Genomic DNA, 17600 nt, shown 5'->3' on the forward strand with positions numbered 1-17600 from the left:
GTCTTTGTGAAATAACCATGCCAGCCTTCGGGCTGGCATTTTTTTTATGCCTGCGGCCATTATTTAAAGTCGACGGCCATTTGCTGAGGGATCGACAGCCCGCGAGTGGTTTCCACGCAGCGGTCGATGTAATCGGTAAAGCGCGGCGGTTTTGGCATCCCCATGCTCAGCAGCTTGTCGTTGCTAAAGCGCACGTTCAGCGTGGCGAACGCGCCATATAAGCGCATCGCTTTCAGCATCAGTCGCTCATTGCACGGCCCAAAAATTCCTTTCAGTTCGCGACGCATTTTGACCAGCGTTTCATAGCTCACCTGGGCGTACTTGTCTCCCACCGGCGCCTGCTCCAGCGCCAGGGCCATCGCCCGGTCGATTTCGGCAAACTTCACGCTGTTCTCCTCGCCGGCAGAGATATGCACCACCTCGCCGCGGGCCAGCGGCTGGTTAAGCAGCATCAGCAGGGCATCGGCGCAGTAGTCCACCGGAATAACATCGATCCGATCCTCCATCGCGCACATAAATTTCTGCAGCATCAGCCCCATGCTGAACACCCAGAAAATACTGCTGGAAGGCCGGCAGCCATGATGGGTATGGCCCACCACAATAGAAGGGCGGGCAATGACCAGCGGTAGCGTAGGGCAGTGCTGCTGCATCAGTTGCTCGATGGCCGATTTCGAGTGGGTATATTCCACCAGATGCTCGGCGCGCTGCCGAAACTCCGCGCTCTCGGCGACCAGCGAATCCGGCTCCGGTGAGCAGGACATTGCGGTGCCGACGTGCAGAAAACGCTGCAGACCCGCCACCAGCGCCATCCGTTGCGCCAGACGCAGCGTACCCGCAACGTTAACCTTCCAGATGAGCGGGTTGCTGCCAAACGAGGCGACAGCAGCGCAGTTAAGGACATGGGTAACTTGCTCAAGCCGCGGGTCGTTAAGAAAATGCTCCGGAGAGGCGAGATCGCCCAGCAGGATCTGCTGCGGGCGCAGCATCGCCAGTTTCTCCTCGGCGATGTTGAACTTACGCATGTTCTCCTTGACCCGCTCCAGGCCTGCGTCGGGACTGTCGGCACGCACCAGCAGCAGCAGCTCTAACTGGCTATCCTGATGGAGTATTTTCTCTAACGCCGCGCCGCCCAGAAAACCGGTGACGCCGGTAATGAATAATGTGGTCATAAATGCTATCTCATTATGGTTGGTCTGCGGGATTCTAGGAGGGACAAAGTAAACGACGATTAAATAAAAAATGGCGGGCAACAGGGCTTTATTAAGAGGAGCTTAAGCTTATTTTTGGCGGTGGATTGGATTCGACTATCAGACCAGATAAATAATTCACTCTTTCATGTATCAATTTGTACACTGCTGTATTTAAAACTGTTTTTATTTTTATGCTGACGTTTAATATGTTCTGGTTTATAGCGCGAAAAACATCTTCTGTTACATCTTTCTTTACGCTGGCATGGCGCGACGTTTATTTTAATCCTTACCACACTAATGAAATAAACGAAAACAGAGGCATGCTTTTAATTAACAATGAATAACCTCCGGGGAGAGAAAGCGACGCCGTGAAGGAAAAACGATCGCAGCGCAGGACAAGACCTGGACAGTGAAATCTGCGATAATAAACGTTTATCACCCTAAACAGAGATGACTATGCAGTACCCGATTAACGAGATGTTCCAGACCCTGCAAGGCGAGGGTTACTTCACCGGCGTGCCTGCCATTTTTATTCGTCTGCAGGGATGCCCGGTAGGATGCGCGTGGTGTGACACCAAGCATACCTGGGACAAACTGGCCGATCGGGAAGTGTCGTTGTTCAGCATCCTGGCGAAAACCAAAGAGAGCGATAAGTGGGGGCCGGCAAGCAGTGAAGATCTGCTGGCGATTATCGGTCGTCAGGGGTGGACTGCCCGCCACGTGGTCATTACCGGCGGTGAGCCCTGTATTCATGATTTAACGCCGTTAACCTCGCTGCTGGAACAAAACGGCTTTAGCTGCCAGATTGAAACCAGCGGCACTCACGAAGTTCGCTGTACGCCTCATACCTGGGTGACGGTATCGCCGAAGGTGAATATGCGCGGCGGGTATGACGTGCTGTCTCAGGCCCTGCAGCGGGCGGATGAGATCAAACATCCGGTAGGGCGCGTCCGCGACATTGAAGCGCTGGACGAGCTGCTGGAAACGCTGAGCGATGACAAACCGCGGATCATCGCCCTGCAGCCGATCAGCCAGAAAGAAGACGCGACGCGCCTGTGTATCGACACCTGCATCGCCCGTAACTGGCGCCTGTCCATGCAGACGCATAAATATCTGAATATCGCCTGATAAAAAAGCCCGGCAGCGTACTGACCGGGCTTTTTTTCGCTTACTCGCCGCGATAGACGCAGCCGGCGGTGCAGGTCTCTTTCACCATCACCGCGCTCAGCAGCGGTACCCGCGGTTTCATCTCATCCCAGATCCATTTGGCCAGCACTTCGCTGGTAGGGTTTTCCAGACCGGGGATATCGTTCAGATAATAGTGGTCCAGGCGATCGTAGGTCGGCTTGAAGGCGGCCTTCAGTTCGGCAAAATCCATGATCCACCCGGTATGGGGATCGACTTCACCGGTTATCTCCAGACGCACCATAAAGGAGTGGCCATGCAGGCGACCGCATTTGTGTCCTTCCGGGACGTGCGGCAGGTGGTGGGCGGCTTCGAAGGTGAAATCTTTAAACAGCGTGGTGGACATCATTGACTCTCAACAGGACGAAAAAAACCGCCGTAGGGTACCGGAAAGTACATTTTTTCGCATTAACTAAAACGGCCCTGAACAGAAAATCGACACATTTATCTGGGTTAAGTGAATTAAGTTGTGATATTTCAAATAGTTATTTAATCGATTTTGTTGTTAATAACTACAACTAAAACAGGTTAGTCCATTTGGTTATTTATTATTTCCATCCCTTCTTTAATTGTTACTATGCCCGCCGTTAACCTTCTATTCTCTTCTGTTTTTGTCGCGCTGACAGGGTGCGAATAACAGCTTTGCTTACTGGAACAAACGACGCATGACGACACAGGCCCCACCTTCCAACTTGCTGCCGCTCAACCCGGAGCAACTGGCGCGCCTTCAGGCGGCCACCACTGACTTCACGCCCACTCAGCTCGCCTGGGTGTCTGGCTATTTCTGGGGCGTGCTGAATCAGCAGTCCGGCGCGGCAGCCGCCGCTCCCGCCCCGGCCGCCGAGGTCCCGACGATCACGCTGATTTCCGCCTCGCAAACCGGCAACGCTCGCCGCGTCGCCGAAGCGCTGCGCGACGATCTGCTGGCGGCGAAGCTGAACGTGAAGCTGGTGAATGCAGGCGATTATAAATTCAAACAAATTGCTGCTGAAAAACTGCTGGTGGTCGTGACCTCCACCCAGGGGGAAGGTGAGCCGCCGGAAGAAGCGGTCGCATTGCATAAGTTCCTGTTCTCGAAGAAAGCGCCGAAGCTGGACGGAACCGCATTCGCCGTCTTTGGCCTCGGCGATACCTCTTATGAATTCTTCTGCCAGTCCGGCAAAGATTTCGACAGCAAGCTGGCTGAACTTGGCGCGGAACGCCTGCTCGATCGCGTCGACGCCGACGTTGAATATCAGGCCGCGGCCGCTGAATGGCGCGCGCGCGTCGTTGAGGTGCTGAAGGCCCGTGCGCCGGTCGCCGCGCCCGCTCAGCTGTCCGCCAGCGGCGCAGTGAACGACATTCACACCAGTCCCTACACCAAAGAGGCTCCGCTGACGGCGACCCTGTCGGTCAACCAGAAAATCACCGGCCGCGATTCAGAAAAAGATGTACGCCATATCGAAATTGACCTCGGTGATTCCGGTCTGCGCTATCAGCCGGGCGACGCCCTGGGCGTCTGGTATCAAAACGATCCTCAGCTGGTGAAAGAGCTGGTGGAGCTGCTGTGGCTGAAAGGCGACGAGCCGGTGACCGTCGAGGGCAAAACCCTGCCGCTGGCGGAAGCCCTGCAGTGGCATTTTGAGCTGACGGTTAACACCGCGACTATCGTCGAAAACTACGCCACCCTGACCCGCAGCGAATCGCTGCTGCCGCTGGTGGGCGATAAAGCTCAACTGCAGCAGTATGCCGCCGCGACGCCAATCGTCGATATGGTCCGTTTCTCCCCCGCGCAGCTGGACGCCGAGGCGTTAATCGGTCTGCTGCGCCCGCTGACGCCGCGTCTGTACTCTATTGCCTCCTCGCAGGCGGAAGTGGAGAGCGAAGTGCATGTCACCGTGGGCGTGGTGCGCTATGACATCGAAGGCCGCGCTCGGGCTGGCGGCGCCTCCAGCTTCCTCGCCGACCGCGTGGAAGAGGATGGCGAAGTCCGCGTCTTTATCGAGCACAACGACAACTTCCGTCTGCCGGCTAACCCGGAGACGCCGGTGATCATGATTGGCCCGGGCACCGGTATTGCGCCGTTCCGCGCCTTCATGCAGCAGCGCGCAGCGGACGGGGCGCCAGGTAAGAACTGGTTGTTCTTCGGCAACCCGCACTTCACCGAAGATTTCCTCTATCAGGTGGAGTGGCAGAGCTATGTGAAAGAGGGTCTGCTGACCCGTATCGATCTGGCCTGGTCCCGCGATCAACAACAAAAAATCTATGTGCAGGACAAACTGCGTGAGCAGGGGGCCGAGCTGTGGCGCTGGATCAATGATGGCGCCCACATTTATGTCTGCGGCGACGCCAATCGTATGGCGAAAGACGTGGAACAGACTTTACTGGAAGTGATTGCCGAATACGGCGCGATGGACGCCGAAGCGGCGGACGAATTTTTAAGTGAGCTGCGCGTTGAGCGCCGTTATCAGCGAGATGTCTACTAATGAGCGAAAAACATCCGGGGCCTTTAGTGGTCGAAGGTAAACTGACCGATGCCGAGCGTATGAAGCTCGAGAGCAACTACCTGCGCGGCACCATTGCGGAAGATTTAAACGACGGTCTGACCGGCGGTTTTAAAGGCGATAACTTCCTGCTGATCCGTTTCCACGGTATGTACCAGCAGGACGATCGCGATATCCGCGCGGAGCGCGCCGCTCAGAAGCTGGAGCCGCGTCATGCGATGCTCCTGCGCTGCCGTTTGCCGGGCGGGGTGATCACCACCACCCAGTGGAAGGCGATCGATAAGTTTGCCGCCGAGAACACCATTTACGGCAGTATTCGCCTGACCAACCGGCAGACTTTCCAGTTTCACGGCATTCTGAAAAAGAACGTCAAGCCGGTGCATCAGATGCTGCACTCGGTGGGGCTGGACGCGCTGGCCACCGCCAACGATATGAACCGTAACGTGCTGTGCACCTCCAACCCGTACGAATCGCAGCTGCACGCTGAGGCCTACGAGTGGGCGAAAAAGATCTCCGAGCATTTGCTGCCGCGCACCCGCGCCTATGCCGAGATCTGGCTGGATCAGAAAAAGGTCGCCACCACTGACGAAGAGCCGATCCTCGGTCAGACCTATCTGCCGCGTAAGTTTAAAACCACGGTGGTGATCCCGCCGCAGAACGATATCGATCTGCACGCCAACGACATGAACTTTGTGGCGATCGCCGAAAACGGCAAGCTGGTGGGCTTTAACCTGCTGGTGGGCGGCGGTCTTTCTATCGAACACGGTAACAAAAAAACCTACGCCCGCACGGCGAGCGAATTCGGTTATCTGCCGCTGGAGCATACTCTGGCGGTGGCGGAAGCGGTCGTGACTACCCAGCGCGACTGGGGTAACCGTACCGACCGTAAGAATGCGAAAACCAAGTACACCCTTGAGCGCGTTGGCGTCGAAACCTTTAAGGCGGAAGTGGAGCGCCGGGCAGGCATTAAGTTTGAGCCGATCCGCCCGTACGAATTCACCGGCCGCGGCGACCGCATCGGCTGGGTGAAGGGGATTGATGATAAATGGCACCTGACGCTGTTTATTGAAAACGGCCGCATTCTGGATTATCCGGGGCGCCCGCTGAAAACCGGTCTGCTGGAGATTGCTAAGATCCATCAGGGCGAATTCCGCATCACCGCCAATCAGAACCTGATCGTCGCCAGCGTACCGGAAGATCAGAAGGCGCGGATCGAGAAGCTGGCGCGGGATCATGGTCTGATGAATGCCGTCACCCCGCAGCGCGAAAACTCAATGGCCTGCGTCTCCTTCCCGACCTGCCCGCTGGCGATGGCGGAAGCCGAGCGTTTCCTGCCGTCGTTTATCGACAAGGTGGAAGGGGTGATGAGCAAGCATGGCGTGAGCGATGAGCATATCGTCACCCGCGTCACCGGCTGTCCGAACGGCTGCGGCCGCGCGATGCTGGCGGAAGTGGGGCTGGTGGGGAAAGCGCCAGGCCGCTATAACCTGCACATCGGCGGTAACCGCAGCGGCACCCGCATCCCGCGGATGTACCGTGAGAACATTACCGAGTCGGAAATTCTCGACTCGCTAGACCAACTGGTAGGGCGCTGGGCGAAAGAGCGCGAAGCGGGTGAAGGCTTCGGCGACTTTACGGTGCGTGCGGGCATCATTCGCCCGGTGCTCGATCCAGCCCGCGATTTCTGGGAGTAACATCCTGGTGCCCGGTGGCGCGTAGCGATCCGGGCCTGTAAAACCCGTAGGCCGGGCAATCGCAGTGCCGCCCGGCAAAACAGGCAAACGAGGTTCTTATGTCCGTACTCGATCTAAACGCGCTTAATGCATTGCCGAAAGTGGAACGTATTCTGGCTCTCGCGGAAACCAACGCCCAACTGGAAAAGCTCGACGCCGAAGGGCGTGTGGCCTGGGCGCTGGAAAACCTGCCGGGAGACTATGTGCTGTCGTCAAGCTTTGGTATTCAGGCGGCGGTGAGTTTGCACCTGGTAAATCAAATCCGCCCGGACATTCCGGTGATCCTCACCGATACCGGTTACCTGTTCCCGGAAACCTACCAGTTTATTGACGAACTGACGGACAAGCTCAAGCTGAACCTGAAGGTCTACCGCGCGGCTGAAAGCGCGGCCTGGCAGGAGGCGCGCTACGGCAAGCTGTGGGAGCAGGGCGTTGAGGGCATTGAGAAATACAATGAGATCAACAAGGTTGAACCGATGAACCGGGCGCTGAAAGAGCTAAACGCGCAGACGTGGTTTGCCGGTCTGCGCCGCGAGCAGTCGGGCAGTCGGGCGACGCTTCCGGTGCTGGCGGTCCAGCGCGGGGTGTTCAAGGTGTTGCCGATTATCGACTGGGATAACCGGACGGTGTATCAGTATCTGCAAAAGCATGGGCTGAAATACCATCCGCTGTGGGATCAGGGGTATCTGTCGGTAGGCGATACCCACACCACCCGCAAATGGGAGCCGGGCATGGCAGAAGAAGAGACCCGGTTCTTCGGGCTTAAACGCGAGTGCGGATTGCACGAGGGTTGATTAGCGCTTCCTCAGGGAATAGTGTGAAAGAGAACACGCGGGTGATGCCGCGTGTTCATTTGCACCCGTCAGCTTTTCATCTCCACCTTCGCCAGCTCTTTCACCAGCGGCAGCATCACTTTCACGACATCGCGCCCGCGATGCTCGATCCGTCCCGGCAGCGCGTTGTCGATATATTGCTGATTATCCAGCTGAACGTCATGCCAGCTGATTCCCTGCGGGAAGCTGCGCGATTTGCTCCGCTGCTGATAGCCATCTTTCTTGCCTAATGACCAGTTGGTCGCTTCGACCGACAGCACCGGGATCCCCGCGTTGTCGAAGACGCTGGCGTCATTACAGCAGCCGGTGCCTTTCGGGTAAGCCGGATTGAGTCCCGGATTGGTGTAGGCGGCGATGCCTTTGCTGCGGGCGATAGCCAGCGCGCGATCGCGGGTCAGCTTGCGCACCGAGGCCGGCGTGCGGCGGCCGCTGTTGAAGTAAAGCTTATCGCCCACCACCAGGTTATCGAGATTGATCACCAGCAGGGTATTTTTCTTTTCCGCCTCGCTCATCCGCTGCAGCAGGTTTTGCGCGCCGAGACGACCTTCCTCTTCGCCGCTGGTGGCGATAAAGCGAATGCCATAGCGGGTGGGGACGTTCTTTAAATGCTCCGCCAGCTCCAGCATCACCCCGAGCCCCATCGCGTTGTCGTCAATTCCCTGCAGCGTCAGGCCGCCGAGGTTGTTTTCGACGTCTTTATCGCTCTGCGGCGCGTAGGTATCGAGGTGCGCCATGATGATGATTTGCTGGCGAGACTGGCCTTCATGGGCGGCGATCACCGTACTGCCGGTGGCGTTATGCCAGTTTTTACGCTGGTTGCTGTCGGTATAGATGTAGCGGGTATTGAAGCTCCGCACGTCGCTTTGATAGCCCATCCGGGCGAACTGCTGGCGCAGATAGTCAGCTGAGAGCATTTCCGGGGGCGTTCCGGTCATTCGTCCCGGGAAGACGGTGGCGATATGGCGAGCCTGACTACTGGCGGTGTCGCCCAGCGCGCTGAATGCGGGGGCGGCGGCGAAAACAAAACCGGTGCCGAGCGCCAGCGGAAGCAGACGGCGGCACAACGCGGAAAACATAAGGGGTCCTTACACGAACGAGACAATTTGACGCGTACAGTATGAAACTGTGACCGCGGTTAAACAATTTCAATTGCTCTTAAATAGCGGAAAAATAGCGTGTTAAGCACTTTTTGATATTTAGATTTCCACCGCGTTATTCCTTTGTGTCACAACTCATTCCATTTCGTAATTTCATTTGCTCTAAGGCGCACCCTATAGTCGCAGTATCGCTGATTGTAAGAGAGTTGTTACCCCGTGGATTACTTGCCCCTTTTTGCCGAACTGAAACAAAGGCCCGTGCTGGTGATCGGCGGCGGAGAGATTGCCGAACGCAAGATCAAGTTTCTGCTGCGCGCCCAGGCGCAGGTGCAGGTGGTCGCCGGGACGCTGTCTCCGGCGCTGGCCGATCTGGCGGCGCGCCAGGCGCTTAGCTGGCGGGCGACGGAATTTAGCGACGCTCTGGTGGATGATGTCTTTCTGGTGATTGCCGCCACGGAGGACGAGGCGCTTAACCAGCGGGTGTTTGCGGCGGCTAACGCGCGTTACCGGCTGGTCAACGTAGTGGATAACCAGGCGCTCTGCTCGTTTGTCTTCCCTTCTATCGTCGACCGTTCGCCGCTGCTGGTGGCGATTTCCTCCAGCGGGAAAGCGCCGGTGCTGTCGCGTATTCTGCGCGAAAAAATCGAAGCGCTGCTGCCGACGAACCTCGGGCGTCTGGCGGAATCGGCGAGCTACTGGCGCAATCATCTGAAAACCCGTCTGACGACCACCGAAGCGCGTCGCCGCTTTTGGGAGCGGGTCTTTACCGGCCGCTTCGCCAGCCTGATGGTGGCGGGCAACGCTGCGGAGGCGGAAAAAGCGCTGCAGGATGAGCTGGATAAGCCTGAACGCGAAACAGGTGAAATTATTCTGGTGGGGGCCGGACCGGGCGATGCCGGGCTGCTGACCCTGCGTGGCCTGCAGGCGATCCAGCAGGCGGACGTGGTTTTCCACGACCATCTGGTGACCCAGCCGGTTCTCGAACTGGTGCGCCGCGATGCCGAGCTGGTTTGCGTCGGTAAGCGCGCCGGCGAGCACTCGGTGCCGCAGCATGAAACCAATCAGCTGCTGGTGGAGGCGGCGAAGGCGGGAAAAACCGTCGTGCGTCTGAAGGGCGGGGATCCGTTTATTTTTGGCCGCGGCGCAGAAGAGCTGCAGGCTGCCGCCGCCGCGGGCATCCCGTTCCAGGTGGTGCCTGGCGTCACTGCCGCCGCCGGCGCGACGGCCTACGCCGGTATTCCACTGACCCATCGCGATTATGCGCAAAGCGCCGTCTTTGTCACCGGGCACTATAAGCCGGACAGCGCTCCCTTCGACTGGGCGCTGCTGGCGAAGAGCCAACAGACGTTGGCCATTTACATGGGCACCATGAAGGCGGCGGAAATCAGCGCCCAGCTGATCGCCCACGGTCGCGACAGCAATACGCCGGTAGCGGTGATTTCCCGCGGTACCCGCGACGATCAGCAGACGATAACCGGCACATTGCAACAACTCGAACACCTGGCGAAAGACGCCCCGATGCCCGCCCTGCTGGTGGTCGGCGAAGTGGTGCAGCTGCATCAGCAGCTCGCCTGGTTTCAACATACATCATCCGCCGAGGGGTTTAACTCTTCGGTGGTCAATCTGGCTTAAGGAACGGTTATGGACCAAAAACGACTCACTCACCTGCGGCAACTGGAGGCGGAAAGCATCCATATTATTCGTGAGGTGGCCGCCGAATTTGCTAACCCGGTGATGATGTACTCCATCGGGAAAGATTCCAGCGTAATGCTGCATCTGGCGCGCAAAGCGTTTTATCCGGGAACCCTGCCGTTCCCGCTGCTGCACGTCGATACCGGCTGGAAATTCCGTGAGATGTATGAGTTCCGCGACCGTACCGCCAAAGCCTATGGCTGCGAGCTGCTGGTGCATAAAAACCCGGAAGGGGTGGCGATGGGCATCAACCCGTTCGTCCACGGCAGCGCCAAGCATACCGATATCATGAAAACCGAAGGGCTGAAGCAGGCGCTGAACAAATACGGCTTTGACGCCGCATTCGGCGGCGCGCGGCGTGATGAGGAAAAATCCCGCGCCAAAGAGCGCATCTACTCCTTCCGCGACCGCTTCCACCGCTGGGACCCGAAAAACCAGCGTCCGGAGCTGTGGCACAACTACAACGGCCAGATTAACAAAGGCGAAAGCATCCGCGTCTTCCCGCTCTCCAACTGGACCGAGCTGGATATCTGGCAGTACATCTATCTGGAAAACATCGAAATCGTGCCGCTGTATCTGGCCGCTGAGCGCCCGGTGCTGGAGCGCGACGGCATGCTGATGATGATCGACGACGACCGTATCGATCTGCAGCCGGGCGAAGTGATTGAAAAACGGATGGTGCGTTTCCGTACCCTCGGCTGCTGGCCGCTGACCGGCGCGGTGGAGTCTGAAGCGCAGACGCTGCCGGAAATTATTGAAGAGATGCTGGTATCCACCACCAGCGAACGTCAGGGGCGCGTCATCGATCGCGACCAGGCCGGCTCGATGGAGCTGAAGAAACGTCAGGGTTATTTCTAAGGAGCCGCCATGAACACGACCATTGCCCAACAAATTGCCAATGAAGGCGGCGTAGAAGCTTATCTGCACGCGCAACAGCACAAAAGCCTGCTGCGTTTTCTGACCTGCGGCAGCGTCGATGACGGTAAAAGCACCCTGATTGGCCGTCTGCTGCACGATACCCGCCAGATCTATGAAGATCAGCTCTCTTCGTTGCACAACGACAGCAAGCGTCACGGCACCCAGGGCGAAAAACTGGACCTGGCGCTGCTGGTGGATGGCCTGCAGGCCGAGCGCGAGCAGGGCATCACCATCGACGTGGCCTATCGCTACTTCTCGACGGAAAAACGCAAATTTATCATCGCCGACACCCCGGGGCACGAGCAGTACACCCGCAATATGGCCACCGGCGCGTCCACCTGCGATCTGGCGATCCTGCTGATCGACGCGCGTAAAGGCGTGCTCGACCAGACCCGCCGTCACAGCTTTATCTCCACCCTGCTGGGCATTAAACACCTGGTGGTGGCGGTCAACAAAATGGATCTCGTCGAGTTTAGCGAAGCGCGCTTCAACGAGATCCGTGAAGCTTACCTGACTTTTGCCGAGCAGCTGCCGGGCAACCTCGATATTCGCTTTGTGCCGCTGTCGGCGCTGGAGGGCGATAATGTCGCCAGCCAGAGCGCGAACATGCCGTGGTACAGCGGCCCGACTCTGCTGGAAGTCCTCGAAACGGTGGAGATCCAACGGGTAGTGGAGAGCCAACCGCTGCGCTTCCCGGTGCAGTATGTTAACCGTCCGAACCTCGATTTCCGCGGCTTCTCCGGTACGGTCGCCTCCGGTACCGTGCAGGTCGGCCAGCGTCTGAAGGTGCTGCCGTCGGGCGTCGAGTCGAGCGTGGCGCGTATCGTCACCTTCGACGGCGATCTGCAGGAAGCCGCCGCCGGGGAAGCCATTACCATTGTGCTGAAAGATGAAATCGACATCAGCCGCGGCGACCTGCTGGTTGACGCGCAAGCCACGCTGCCGGCGGTGCAAAGCGCCAGCATCGACGTGGTGTGGATGGCCGAGCAGGCGTTGACCCCGGGGCAGAGCTACGACATCAAAATCGCCGGTAAGAAGACCCGCGCCCGCGTGGATGCTATCCGTTACCAGGTAGATATTAACAACCTGACCCAGCGTGAAGTCGAGTCTCTGCCGCTGAACGGCATCGGGCTGGTGGAGCTGACCTTTGACGAACCTTTAGTGCTGGATCCCTATCAGCAAAACCCAGTGACCGGCGGGCTTATCTTTATCGATCGTCTGACCAACGTCACCGTCGGCGCCGGGATGGTCAACGAGCCGCACCTGCAGGCGCCGACGTCGGCATCGCAGTACAGCGCTTTCGAGCTGGAACTGAACCAGCTGATCCGCAAACACTTCCCGCACTGGGACGCCCGCGACCTGCTGGGAGGCAAATAATGGCCCAGCATGACGAAAACGTCGTCTGGCATGCCCATCCTGTGACCCAGCAGCAGCGGGAACAGCATCACGGCCATCGCGGCGTGGTGCTGTGGTTTACCGGCCTTTCGGGGTCGGGTAAATCCACTGTCGCCGGGGCGCTGGAGGAAGCCTTGCATGAGCGCGGCGTCAGCACCTATCTGCTGGACGGCGATAACGTACGTCATGGCTTGTGCAGCGACCTGGGATTCAGTGATGAGGATCGCAAAGAGAACATTCGCCGCGTCGGTGAAGTGGCCAGGCTGATGGTCGATGCCGGGCTGGTTGTATTGACGGCATTTATATCTCCGCACCGCGCGGAGCGACAGATGGTGCGCGAGCGCCTGGGGGAGGGACGCTTTATCGAAGTGTTCGTCGATACCCCGCTGGCCATCTGCGAGGCGCGGGATCCGAAAGGATTGTATAAGAAGGCGCGGGCAGGGGAATTACGCAATTTCACCGGTATAGACTCGGTCTATGAGGCACCGGAAAAGGCGGAAATTCATCTGGATGGTGAACAATTGGTAACAAATTTGGTGCACCAACTATTAGACCTGCTGCAACAGAGCGATATTATCAGATCCTGAAACGGCAGCGGCATCGAGGGGTGCCGGTTGCCCGGTCTACAGGATTCGATATGCGCAATACCCAGAACCTCAGTATTATTCGTTCAGAACCGCCTCCGGCGACCGGCGACGAGACCACCTGGTCTTTGTCGGGCGCTGCCGTGGGCTTTATTTCATGGCTGCTGGCGCTGGGTATTCCCTTCCTTCTCTATGGCAGTAATACACTTTTCTTCCTCCTCTACACCTGGCCATTCTTCCTTGCGTTGATGCCGGTGGCGGTGGTGGTCGGTATTGCGCTGCACTCTCTGCTCAATGGCAAACTGCTCTATAGCGCCAGCGCGACCATCCTGACCGTCGGGCTGATGTTTGCGCTCCTCTTCCTCTGGCTGTTGGGATAACCCGTTTCTGGTATGAATCAAGCATGGGTATCAGCAGCAAAAATATGGTACAGTCCCCGCGTTACGCGGCATCGTCCGCGCGCCCCGGTAGCGTACCCGGGCGAGTTTTGGGATGATGATGCCGTTTTTCAGGGGGCAGGATGGGTAAACTAACGCTGCTATTATTAGCTTTGCTGGTCTGGCTACAGTATTCGCTGTGGTTCGGTAAAAACGGCCTGCATGACTACACGCGGGTTAACGACGACGTCACCGCCCAGCAGGCGACTAACGCCAAATTAAAAGCACGCAACGATCAGCTGTTTGCCGAAATTGACGACCTCAACGGCGGTCAGGAAGCGATCGAGGAGCGTGCGCGCAATGAACTCAGCATGACCCGCCCGGGCGAAACCTTCTATCGTCTGGTACCGGATGCGTCTAAACGCAACCAGGCATCGGGGCAACAGCAGAACAATCGATAACCAGGCCCAGGATTACAACATGGCAGCCACTTTTCCGGGCATTTGCGCCGTGGTGCCGGCAGCCGGTTTCGGCCGCCGCATGCAAACGGAATGCCCGAAACAATATCTCTCAATCGGTAACAAAACGATTCTCGAACATGCGGTCGCCGCGCTGCTGGCGGATCCGCGCGTCCAGCGCGTGGTGATTGCCGTCAGCCCCGGCGATCGGCGCTTCAGCCAGCTGCCGCTGGCCCAGCACCCGCAAATTACCGTCGTGGATGGCGGCGCCGAGCGCGCCGATTCGGTGCTCGCCGGCCTGCAGGCGTTGCCGGAGGCGCAGTGGGTGCTGGTGCATGACGCCGCGCGCCCCTGCCTGCATCAGGATGACCTCAGCCGCCTGCTGGCACTCTGTGAAACCAGCCGCGTCGGCGGGATCCTCGCAGCGCCGGTGCGCGACACCATGAAGCGCGCCGAGCCGGGCAAAACCGCCGTCGCCCATACCGTCGATCGTAATGACCTGTGGCACGCGCTCACCCCGCAATTTTTCCCTCGCGAGCTGCTGGTGGATTGCCTCACCCGGGCGCTGAACGAGGGGGCCACCATCACCGATGAAGCCTCGGCGCTTGAGTACTGCGGCTTCCACCCGCAGCTGGTCGCCGGACGCGCTGATAATATTAAAGTGACGCGCCCGGAAGATCTGGCGCTGGCGGAATTTTACCTCACCCGTTCCCGACACCAGGAGAAAGCTTAATGCGAATTGGACATGGTTTTGACGTACACGCTTTTGGCGGTGAAGGCCCAATAATCATTGGCGGGGTACGCATTCCTTATGAAAAAGGGCTGCTGGCCCACTCCGACGGCGACGTCGCGCTGCATGCGCTGACCGATGCGCTGCTGGGCGCCGCGGCGCTCGGCGATATTGGCAAGCTGTTCCCGGATACCGATCCGGCGTTTAAAGGCGCCGACAGCCGCGAACTGCTGCGCGAAGCGTGGCGCCGCATCCAGGCCAAAGGCTATACGCTCGGCAACGTCGACGTCACCATTATCGCCCAGGCGCCGAAAATGCTGCCGCATATCCCGCAGATGCGCGTTTTTATCGCTGAAGATCTCGGCTGCCATATGGACGACGTCAACGTGAAAGCGACCACCACCGAGAAGCTGGGCTTCACCGGCCGCGGGGAAGGGATCGCCTGCGAAGCGGTCGCGCTGCTGCGTAAGGCCGACAAATGATCGCCTTTGACCAACTGACCTGGCTGCACGGCAAGCCGCAGAGCAGCGGGCTGCTGAAAGCCAATCCGGAAGATTTCCTGGTGGTGGAAGACCTGGGCTTCGCCCCGGACGGCGAAGGCGAGCACGTGCTGGTGCGGATCCTCAAAAACGGCTGTAATACGCGCTTTGTCGCCGATGCGCTGGCGAAATTCCTCAAAATCCATGCCCGTGAAGTGAGCTTCGCCGGGCAAAAAGATAAGCACGCCGTCACCGAGCAGTGGCTGTGCGCCCGGGTGCCCGGCAAAGAGATGCCGGATCTGAGCAAATTTCAGCTCGAGGGCTGCCAGGTACTGGAATATGCCCGCCATAAGCGTAAGCTGCGATTAGGCGCGCTGAAGGGCAACCAGTTTACCCTGATCCTGCGCGAGGTAAGCGATCGCCAGGAGGTGGAGACGCGTCTGCAGGCCATCGCTGAACGGGGCGTGCCGAACTATTTCGGCGCTCAGCGCTTTGGCATCGGCGGCAGCAATCTGCAGGGCGCGCTGCGCTGGGCGGAGAGCGGCGCGCCGGTGCGCGATCGCAATAAGCGCAGTTTTTGGTTGTCGGCGGCCCGCAGCGCGTTGTTTAATCAGCAAGTCAGTATTAGATTAAAAAAAACGGAATTTAATCAGGTTGTTGATGGCGATGCGCTACAATTAGCGGGGCGTGGGAGCTGGTTTGTCGTCACACCGGAAGAACTCAAGGTTTCGCAGGCGCGGGTGCATAACCGCGAACTGATGATCACGGCTGCGCTGCCGGGCAGCGGCGACTGGGGAAGCCAGCGCGACGCTCTGGCCGCCGAGCAGGCCGCCATCGCCGAGGAAACCTTGCTGCAGACACTGCTGGTGCGGGAGAAAGTCGAGGCGGCGCGCCGGGCGATGCTCCTCTATCCGCAGCAGCTGAGCTGGAACTGGTGGGATGATGTAACCGTTGAACTGCGTTTCTGGCTGCCGGCGGGCAGCTTCGCCACCAGCGTGGTCAGGGAGCTTATCAATACAACGGGTGACTATGCGAATATTGCTGAGTAACGATGACGGGATCCATGCGCCGGGGATACAGACCCTGGCGAAGGCCTTAAGGGAGTTTGCCGAGGTCCAGGTGGTTGCACCCGATCGTAACCGCAGCGGGGCTTCGAATTCGCTGACGCTGGAATCGTCACTGCGCACCTTTACCTATGAAAATGGCGATATCGCCGTCCAGATGGGGACGCCGACGGACTGCGTCTACCTTGGCGTGAACGCGCTGATGCGCCCGCGTCCGGACATCGTCGTTTCCGGAATCAACGCCGGGCCCAACCTGGGCGATGACGTCATTTACTCCGGCACCGTGGCGGCGGCGATGGAAGGCCGCCATCTGGGGTTCCCCGCGCTGGCCGTGTCGCTCAATGGCTATCAACACTACGACACCGCCGCAGCGGTGACCTGCACTCTCCTGCGCGGCCTCAGCCGTGAACCGCTGCGCACCGGGCGGATCCTCAACGTCAATGTCCCGGACCTGCCCCTTGACCAGATCAAAGGTATCCGCGTGACCCGCTGCGGCAATCGCCATCCTGCCGACCAGGTGATCCCGCAAAAGGATCCGCGCGGCAATACCCTTTACTGGATTGGCCCGCCGGGCGATAAGCGCGACGCCGGGCCGGGCACCGATTTTGCGGCAGTGGATGAAGGCTATGTTTCCGTTACGCCATTGCACGTCGATTTAACCGCCCACCAGGCGCATGAGGTGGTCACCGATTGGCTGGAACGTGTCGGGGTTGACAGGCAATGGTAAGTAAACGTGTTGAAAGTTTGTTGAATCAACTGCGCACGCAGGGCATCGTCGATGAACGTGTCCTCGAGGCGATCGCGCGCGTCCCGCGCGAAAAATTTGTTGATGAAGCCTTTGAACATAAAGCGTGGGAAAACACCGCGCTGCCGATTGGCCAGGGGCAAACCATCTCCCAGCCGTACATGGTGGCGCGGATGACCGAGCTGCTGGCGCTGACGCCGGAGTCGCGGGTGCTGGAGATCGGCACCGGTTCCGGTTACCAGACGGCCATCCTGGCGCACCTGGTGCATCACGTTTGCTCGGTAGAGCGAATTAAGAGTTTACAGTGGCAGGCGCGTCGTCGCCTGAAACAACTTGATTTACATAATGTTTCAACCCGTCATGGCGATGGGTGGCAAGGTTGGCAGGCGCGGGCGCCGTTTGATGCCATTATTGTGACGGCGGCGCCGCCGGAAATACCGACCGCGCTGCTGGCGCAGCTGGATGACGACGGCGTGCTGGTACTGCCGGTTGGCGAGGAGCATCAGTTTCTCAAACGGATCCGTCGCCGGGGCAACGAATTTATCATTGATACCGTCGAGGCCGTTCGCTTTGTTCCCCTGGTGAAAGGGGAGCTGGCCTGAGACCCGGATTATTCCAGGTTTTTTTTGCCTGACTT

At 58.7% G+C, this 17600-nt stretch carries 18 protein-coding genes; 15 read left to right on the top strand and 3 right to left on the bottom strand.

Annotated elements, in window-relative coordinates; all coding sequences use genetic code 11:
- Nucleotides 1-59: 59 nt before the first annotated feature.
- On the bottom strand, nt 60-1169 hold the full coding sequence (locus ABLX76_RS03810; RefSeq protein ID WP_348874013.1) for an SDR family oxidoreductase: 1110 nt from the start codon (nt 1167-1169) through the stop codon (nt 60-62).
- Between the two features lie 477 nt (nt 1170-1646).
- Between ABLX76_RS03810 and queE the strand changes: the two genes are divergently transcribed.
- Complete coding sequence (gene queE / locus ABLX76_RS03815) at nt 1647-2318, top strand: 7-carboxy-7-deazaguanine synthase QueE (RefSeq protein WP_023290825.1); 672 nt, start codon at nt 1647-1649, stop codon at nt 2316-2318.
- A gap of 40 nt (nt 2319-2358) precedes the next feature.
- Here queE and queD read toward each other — a convergent pair whose 3' ends face one another.
- On the bottom strand, nt 2359-2724 hold the full coding sequence (gene queD / locus ABLX76_RS03820; RefSeq protein WP_004174641.1) for a 6-carboxytetrahydropterin synthase QueD: 366 nt from the start codon (nt 2722-2724) through the stop codon (nt 2359-2361).
- A 316-nt stretch (nt 2725-3040) separates the two neighbouring features.
- On the opposite strand from queD, the gene cysJ reads away from it, so the two are divergent.
- From cysJ to cysH, 3 genes are all read left to right on the top strand, one after another.
- Nucleotides 3041-4840 (top strand): NADPH-dependent assimilatory sulfite reductase flavoprotein subunit, encoded by a 1800-nt coding sequence (gene cysJ, locus ABLX76_RS03825; RefSeq protein ID WP_048335134.1) that lies wholly within the window; start codon nt 3041-3043, stop codon nt 4838-4840.
- Nucleotides 4840-6552: an assimilatory sulfite reductase (NADPH) hemoprotein subunit gene (cysI, locus tag ABLX76_RS03830; protein ID WP_004205585.1), complete on the top strand. Its 1713-nt coding sequence runs from the start codon at nt 4840-4842 to the stop codon at nt 6550-6552. Before cysJ ends, cysI begins: the two co-directional genes overlap by 1 nt.
- A gap of 98 nt (nt 6553-6650) precedes the next feature.
- Entirely contained in the window at nt 6651-7385 is a 735-nt protein-coding gene (gene cysH, locus ABLX76_RS03835; RefSeq protein ID WP_004205586.1) for a phosphoadenosine phosphosulfate reductase, read from the top strand.
- 68 nt (nt 7386-7453) lie between these two features.
- Here the strand turns inward: cysH and ABLX76_RS03840 are convergent, their stop codons facing one another.
- Nucleotides 7454-8500: an aminopeptidase gene (locus ABLX76_RS03840; RefSeq protein WP_348874015.1), complete on the bottom strand. Its 1047-nt coding sequence runs from the start codon at nt 8498-8500 to the stop codon at nt 7454-7456.
- A gap of 246 nt (nt 8501-8746) precedes the next feature.
- Between ABLX76_RS03840 and cysG the strand changes: the two genes are divergently transcribed.
- The 11 genes from cysG to ABLX76_RS03895 all read left to right on the top strand — a co-directional run bounded on the left by cysG (nt 8747) and on the right by ABLX76_RS03895 (nt 17565).
- Complete coding sequence (cysG, locus tag ABLX76_RS03845; RefSeq protein WP_072096587.1) at nt 8747-10153, top strand: siroheme synthase CysG; 1407 nt, start codon at nt 8747-8749, stop codon at nt 10151-10153.
- A 9-nt stretch (nt 10154-10162) separates the two neighbouring features.
- Nucleotides 10163-11071: a sulfate adenylyltransferase subunit CysD gene (gene cysD, locus ABLX76_RS03850; protein WP_048335130.1), complete on the top strand. Its 909-nt coding sequence runs from the start codon at nt 10163-10165 to the stop codon at nt 11069-11071.
- Between the two features lie 9 nt (nt 11072-11080).
- Entirely contained in the window at nt 11081-12508 is a 1428-nt protein-coding gene (gene cysN, locus ABLX76_RS03855) for a sulfate adenylyltransferase subunit CysN (RefSeq protein WP_023290822.1), read from the top strand.
- Nucleotides 12508-13113, top strand: coding sequence for an adenylyl-sulfate kinase (cysC, locus tag ABLX76_RS03860; RefSeq protein WP_002915158.1), 606 nt, complete (start codon nt 12508-12510; stop codon nt 13111-13113). Before cysN ends, cysC begins: the two co-directional genes overlap by 1 nt.
- 50 nt (nt 13114-13163) lie before the next feature.
- A complete protein-coding gene (locus ABLX76_RS03865; RefSeq protein WP_004205590.1) occupies nt 13164-13490 on the top strand; it encodes a DUF3561 family protein in 327 nt (108 codons plus the stop codon).
- Between the two features lie 140 nt (nt 13491-13630).
- Complete coding sequence (ftsB, locus tag ABLX76_RS03870; protein ID WP_002915156.1) at nt 13631-13948, top strand: cell division protein FtsB; 318 nt, start codon at nt 13631-13633, stop codon at nt 13946-13948.
- Nucleotides 13949-13967: 19 nt separating this feature from the next.
- A complete protein-coding gene (gene ispD, locus ABLX76_RS03875; RefSeq protein ID WP_017899180.1) occupies nt 13968-14678 on the top strand; it encodes a 2-C-methyl-D-erythritol 4-phosphate cytidylyltransferase in 711 nt (236 codons plus the stop codon).
- Complete coding sequence (gene ispF / locus ABLX76_RS03880) at nt 14678-15157, top strand: 2-C-methyl-D-erythritol 2,4-cyclodiphosphate synthase (RefSeq protein ID WP_004181093.1); 480 nt, start codon at nt 14678-14680, stop codon at nt 15155-15157. Before ispD ends, ispF begins: the two co-directional genes overlap by 1 nt.
- The gene (truD, locus tag ABLX76_RS03885; protein ID WP_289551764.1) at nt 15154-16203 is read left to right on the top strand and encodes a tRNA pseudouridine(13) synthase TruD; all 1050 of its coding nucleotides are present in this window, start codon (nt 15154-15156) and stop codon (nt 16201-16203) included. The genes ispF and truD overlap by 4 nt, the downstream gene beginning before the upstream one ends.
- Nucleotides 16184-16945, top strand: coding sequence for a 5'/3'-nucleotidase SurE (gene surE / locus ABLX76_RS03890; RefSeq protein WP_004205600.1), 762 nt, complete (start codon nt 16184-16186; stop codon nt 16943-16945). Before truD ends, surE begins: the two co-directional genes overlap by 20 nt.
- A complete protein-coding gene (locus tag ABLX76_RS03895) occupies nt 16939-17565 on the top strand; it encodes a protein-L-isoaspartate(D-aspartate) O-methyltransferase (RefSeq protein WP_023290820.1) in 627 nt (208 codons plus the stop codon). Before surE ends, ABLX76_RS03895 begins: the two co-directional genes overlap by 7 nt.
- Nucleotides 17566-17600 lie beyond the last annotated feature (35 nt).

Source organism: Klebsiella sp. JB_Kp004, assembly GCF_040065795.1.
GTDB classification, from domain to species: domain Bacteria; phylum Pseudomonadota; class Gammaproteobacteria; order Enterobacterales; family Enterobacteriaceae; genus Klebsiella; species Klebsiella quasipneumoniae.

What these genes read in the sequence shown, in the direction of transcription:
- ispF (WP_004181093.1), top strand. Translation starts at nt 14,678, where the DNA reads ATGCGAATTGGACATGGTTTTGACGTACACGCTTTTGGCGGTGAAGGC.
- ABLX76_RS03895 (WP_023290820.1), top strand. Translation starts at nt 16,939, where the DNA reads ATGGTAAGTAAACGTGTTGAAAGTTTGTTGAATCAACTGCGCACGCAG.
- surE (WP_004205600.1), top strand. Translation starts at nt 16,184, where the DNA reads ATGCGAATATTGCTGAGTAACGATGACGGGATCCATGCGCCGGGGATA.
- ftsB (WP_002915156.1), top strand. Translation starts at nt 13,631, where the DNA reads ATGGGTAAACTAACGCTGCTATTATTAGCTTTGCTGGTCTGGCTACAG.
- cysD (WP_048335130.1), top strand. Translation starts at nt 10,163, where the DNA reads ATGGACCAAAAACGACTCACTCACCTGCGGCAACTGGAGGCGGAAAGC.
- ABLX76_RS03865 (WP_004205590.1), top strand. Translation starts at nt 13,164, where the DNA reads ATGCGCAATACCCAGAACCTCAGTATTATTCGTTCAGAACCGCCTCCG.
- ABLX76_RS03840 (WP_348874015.1), bottom strand. Translation starts at nt 8,500, where the DNA reads ATGTTTTCCGCGTTGTGCCGCCGTCTGCTTCCGCTGGCGCTCGGCACC.
- cysI (WP_004205585.1), top strand. Translation starts at nt 4,840, where the DNA reads ATGAGCGAAAAACATCCGGGGCCTTTAGTGGTCGAAGGTAAACTGACC.
- cysJ (WP_048335134.1), top strand. Translation starts at nt 3,041, where the DNA reads ATGACGACACAGGCCCCACCTTCCAACTTGCTGCCGCTCAACCCGGAG.
- ispD (WP_017899180.1), top strand. Translation starts at nt 13,968, where the DNA reads ATGGCAGCCACTTTTCCGGGCATTTGCGCCGTGGTGCCGGCAGCCGGT.
- ABLX76_RS03810 (WP_348874013.1), bottom strand. Translation starts at nt 1,169, where the DNA reads ATGACCACATTATTCATTACCGGCGTCACCGGTTTTCTGGGCGGCGCG.
- cysN (WP_023290822.1), top strand. Translation starts at nt 11,081, where the DNA reads ATGAACACGACCATTGCCCAACAAATTGCCAATGAAGGCGGCGTAGAA.
- queD (WP_004174641.1), bottom strand. Translation starts at nt 2,724, where the DNA reads ATGATGTCCACCACGCTGTTTAAAGATTTCACCTTCGAAGCCGCCCAC.
- cysC (WP_002915158.1), top strand. Translation starts at nt 12,508, where the DNA reads ATGGCCCAGCATGACGAAAACGTCGTCTGGCATGCCCATCCTGTGACC.
- queE (WP_023290825.1), top strand. Translation starts at nt 1,647, where the DNA reads ATGCAGTACCCGATTAACGAGATGTTCCAGACCCTGCAAGGCGAGGGT.
- cysH (WP_004205586.1), top strand. Translation starts at nt 6,651, where the DNA reads ATGTCCGTACTCGATCTAAACGCGCTTAATGCATTGCCGAAAGTGGAA.
- truD (WP_289551764.1), top strand. Translation starts at nt 15,154, where the DNA reads ATGATCGCCTTTGACCAACTGACCTGGCTGCACGGCAAGCCGCAGAGC.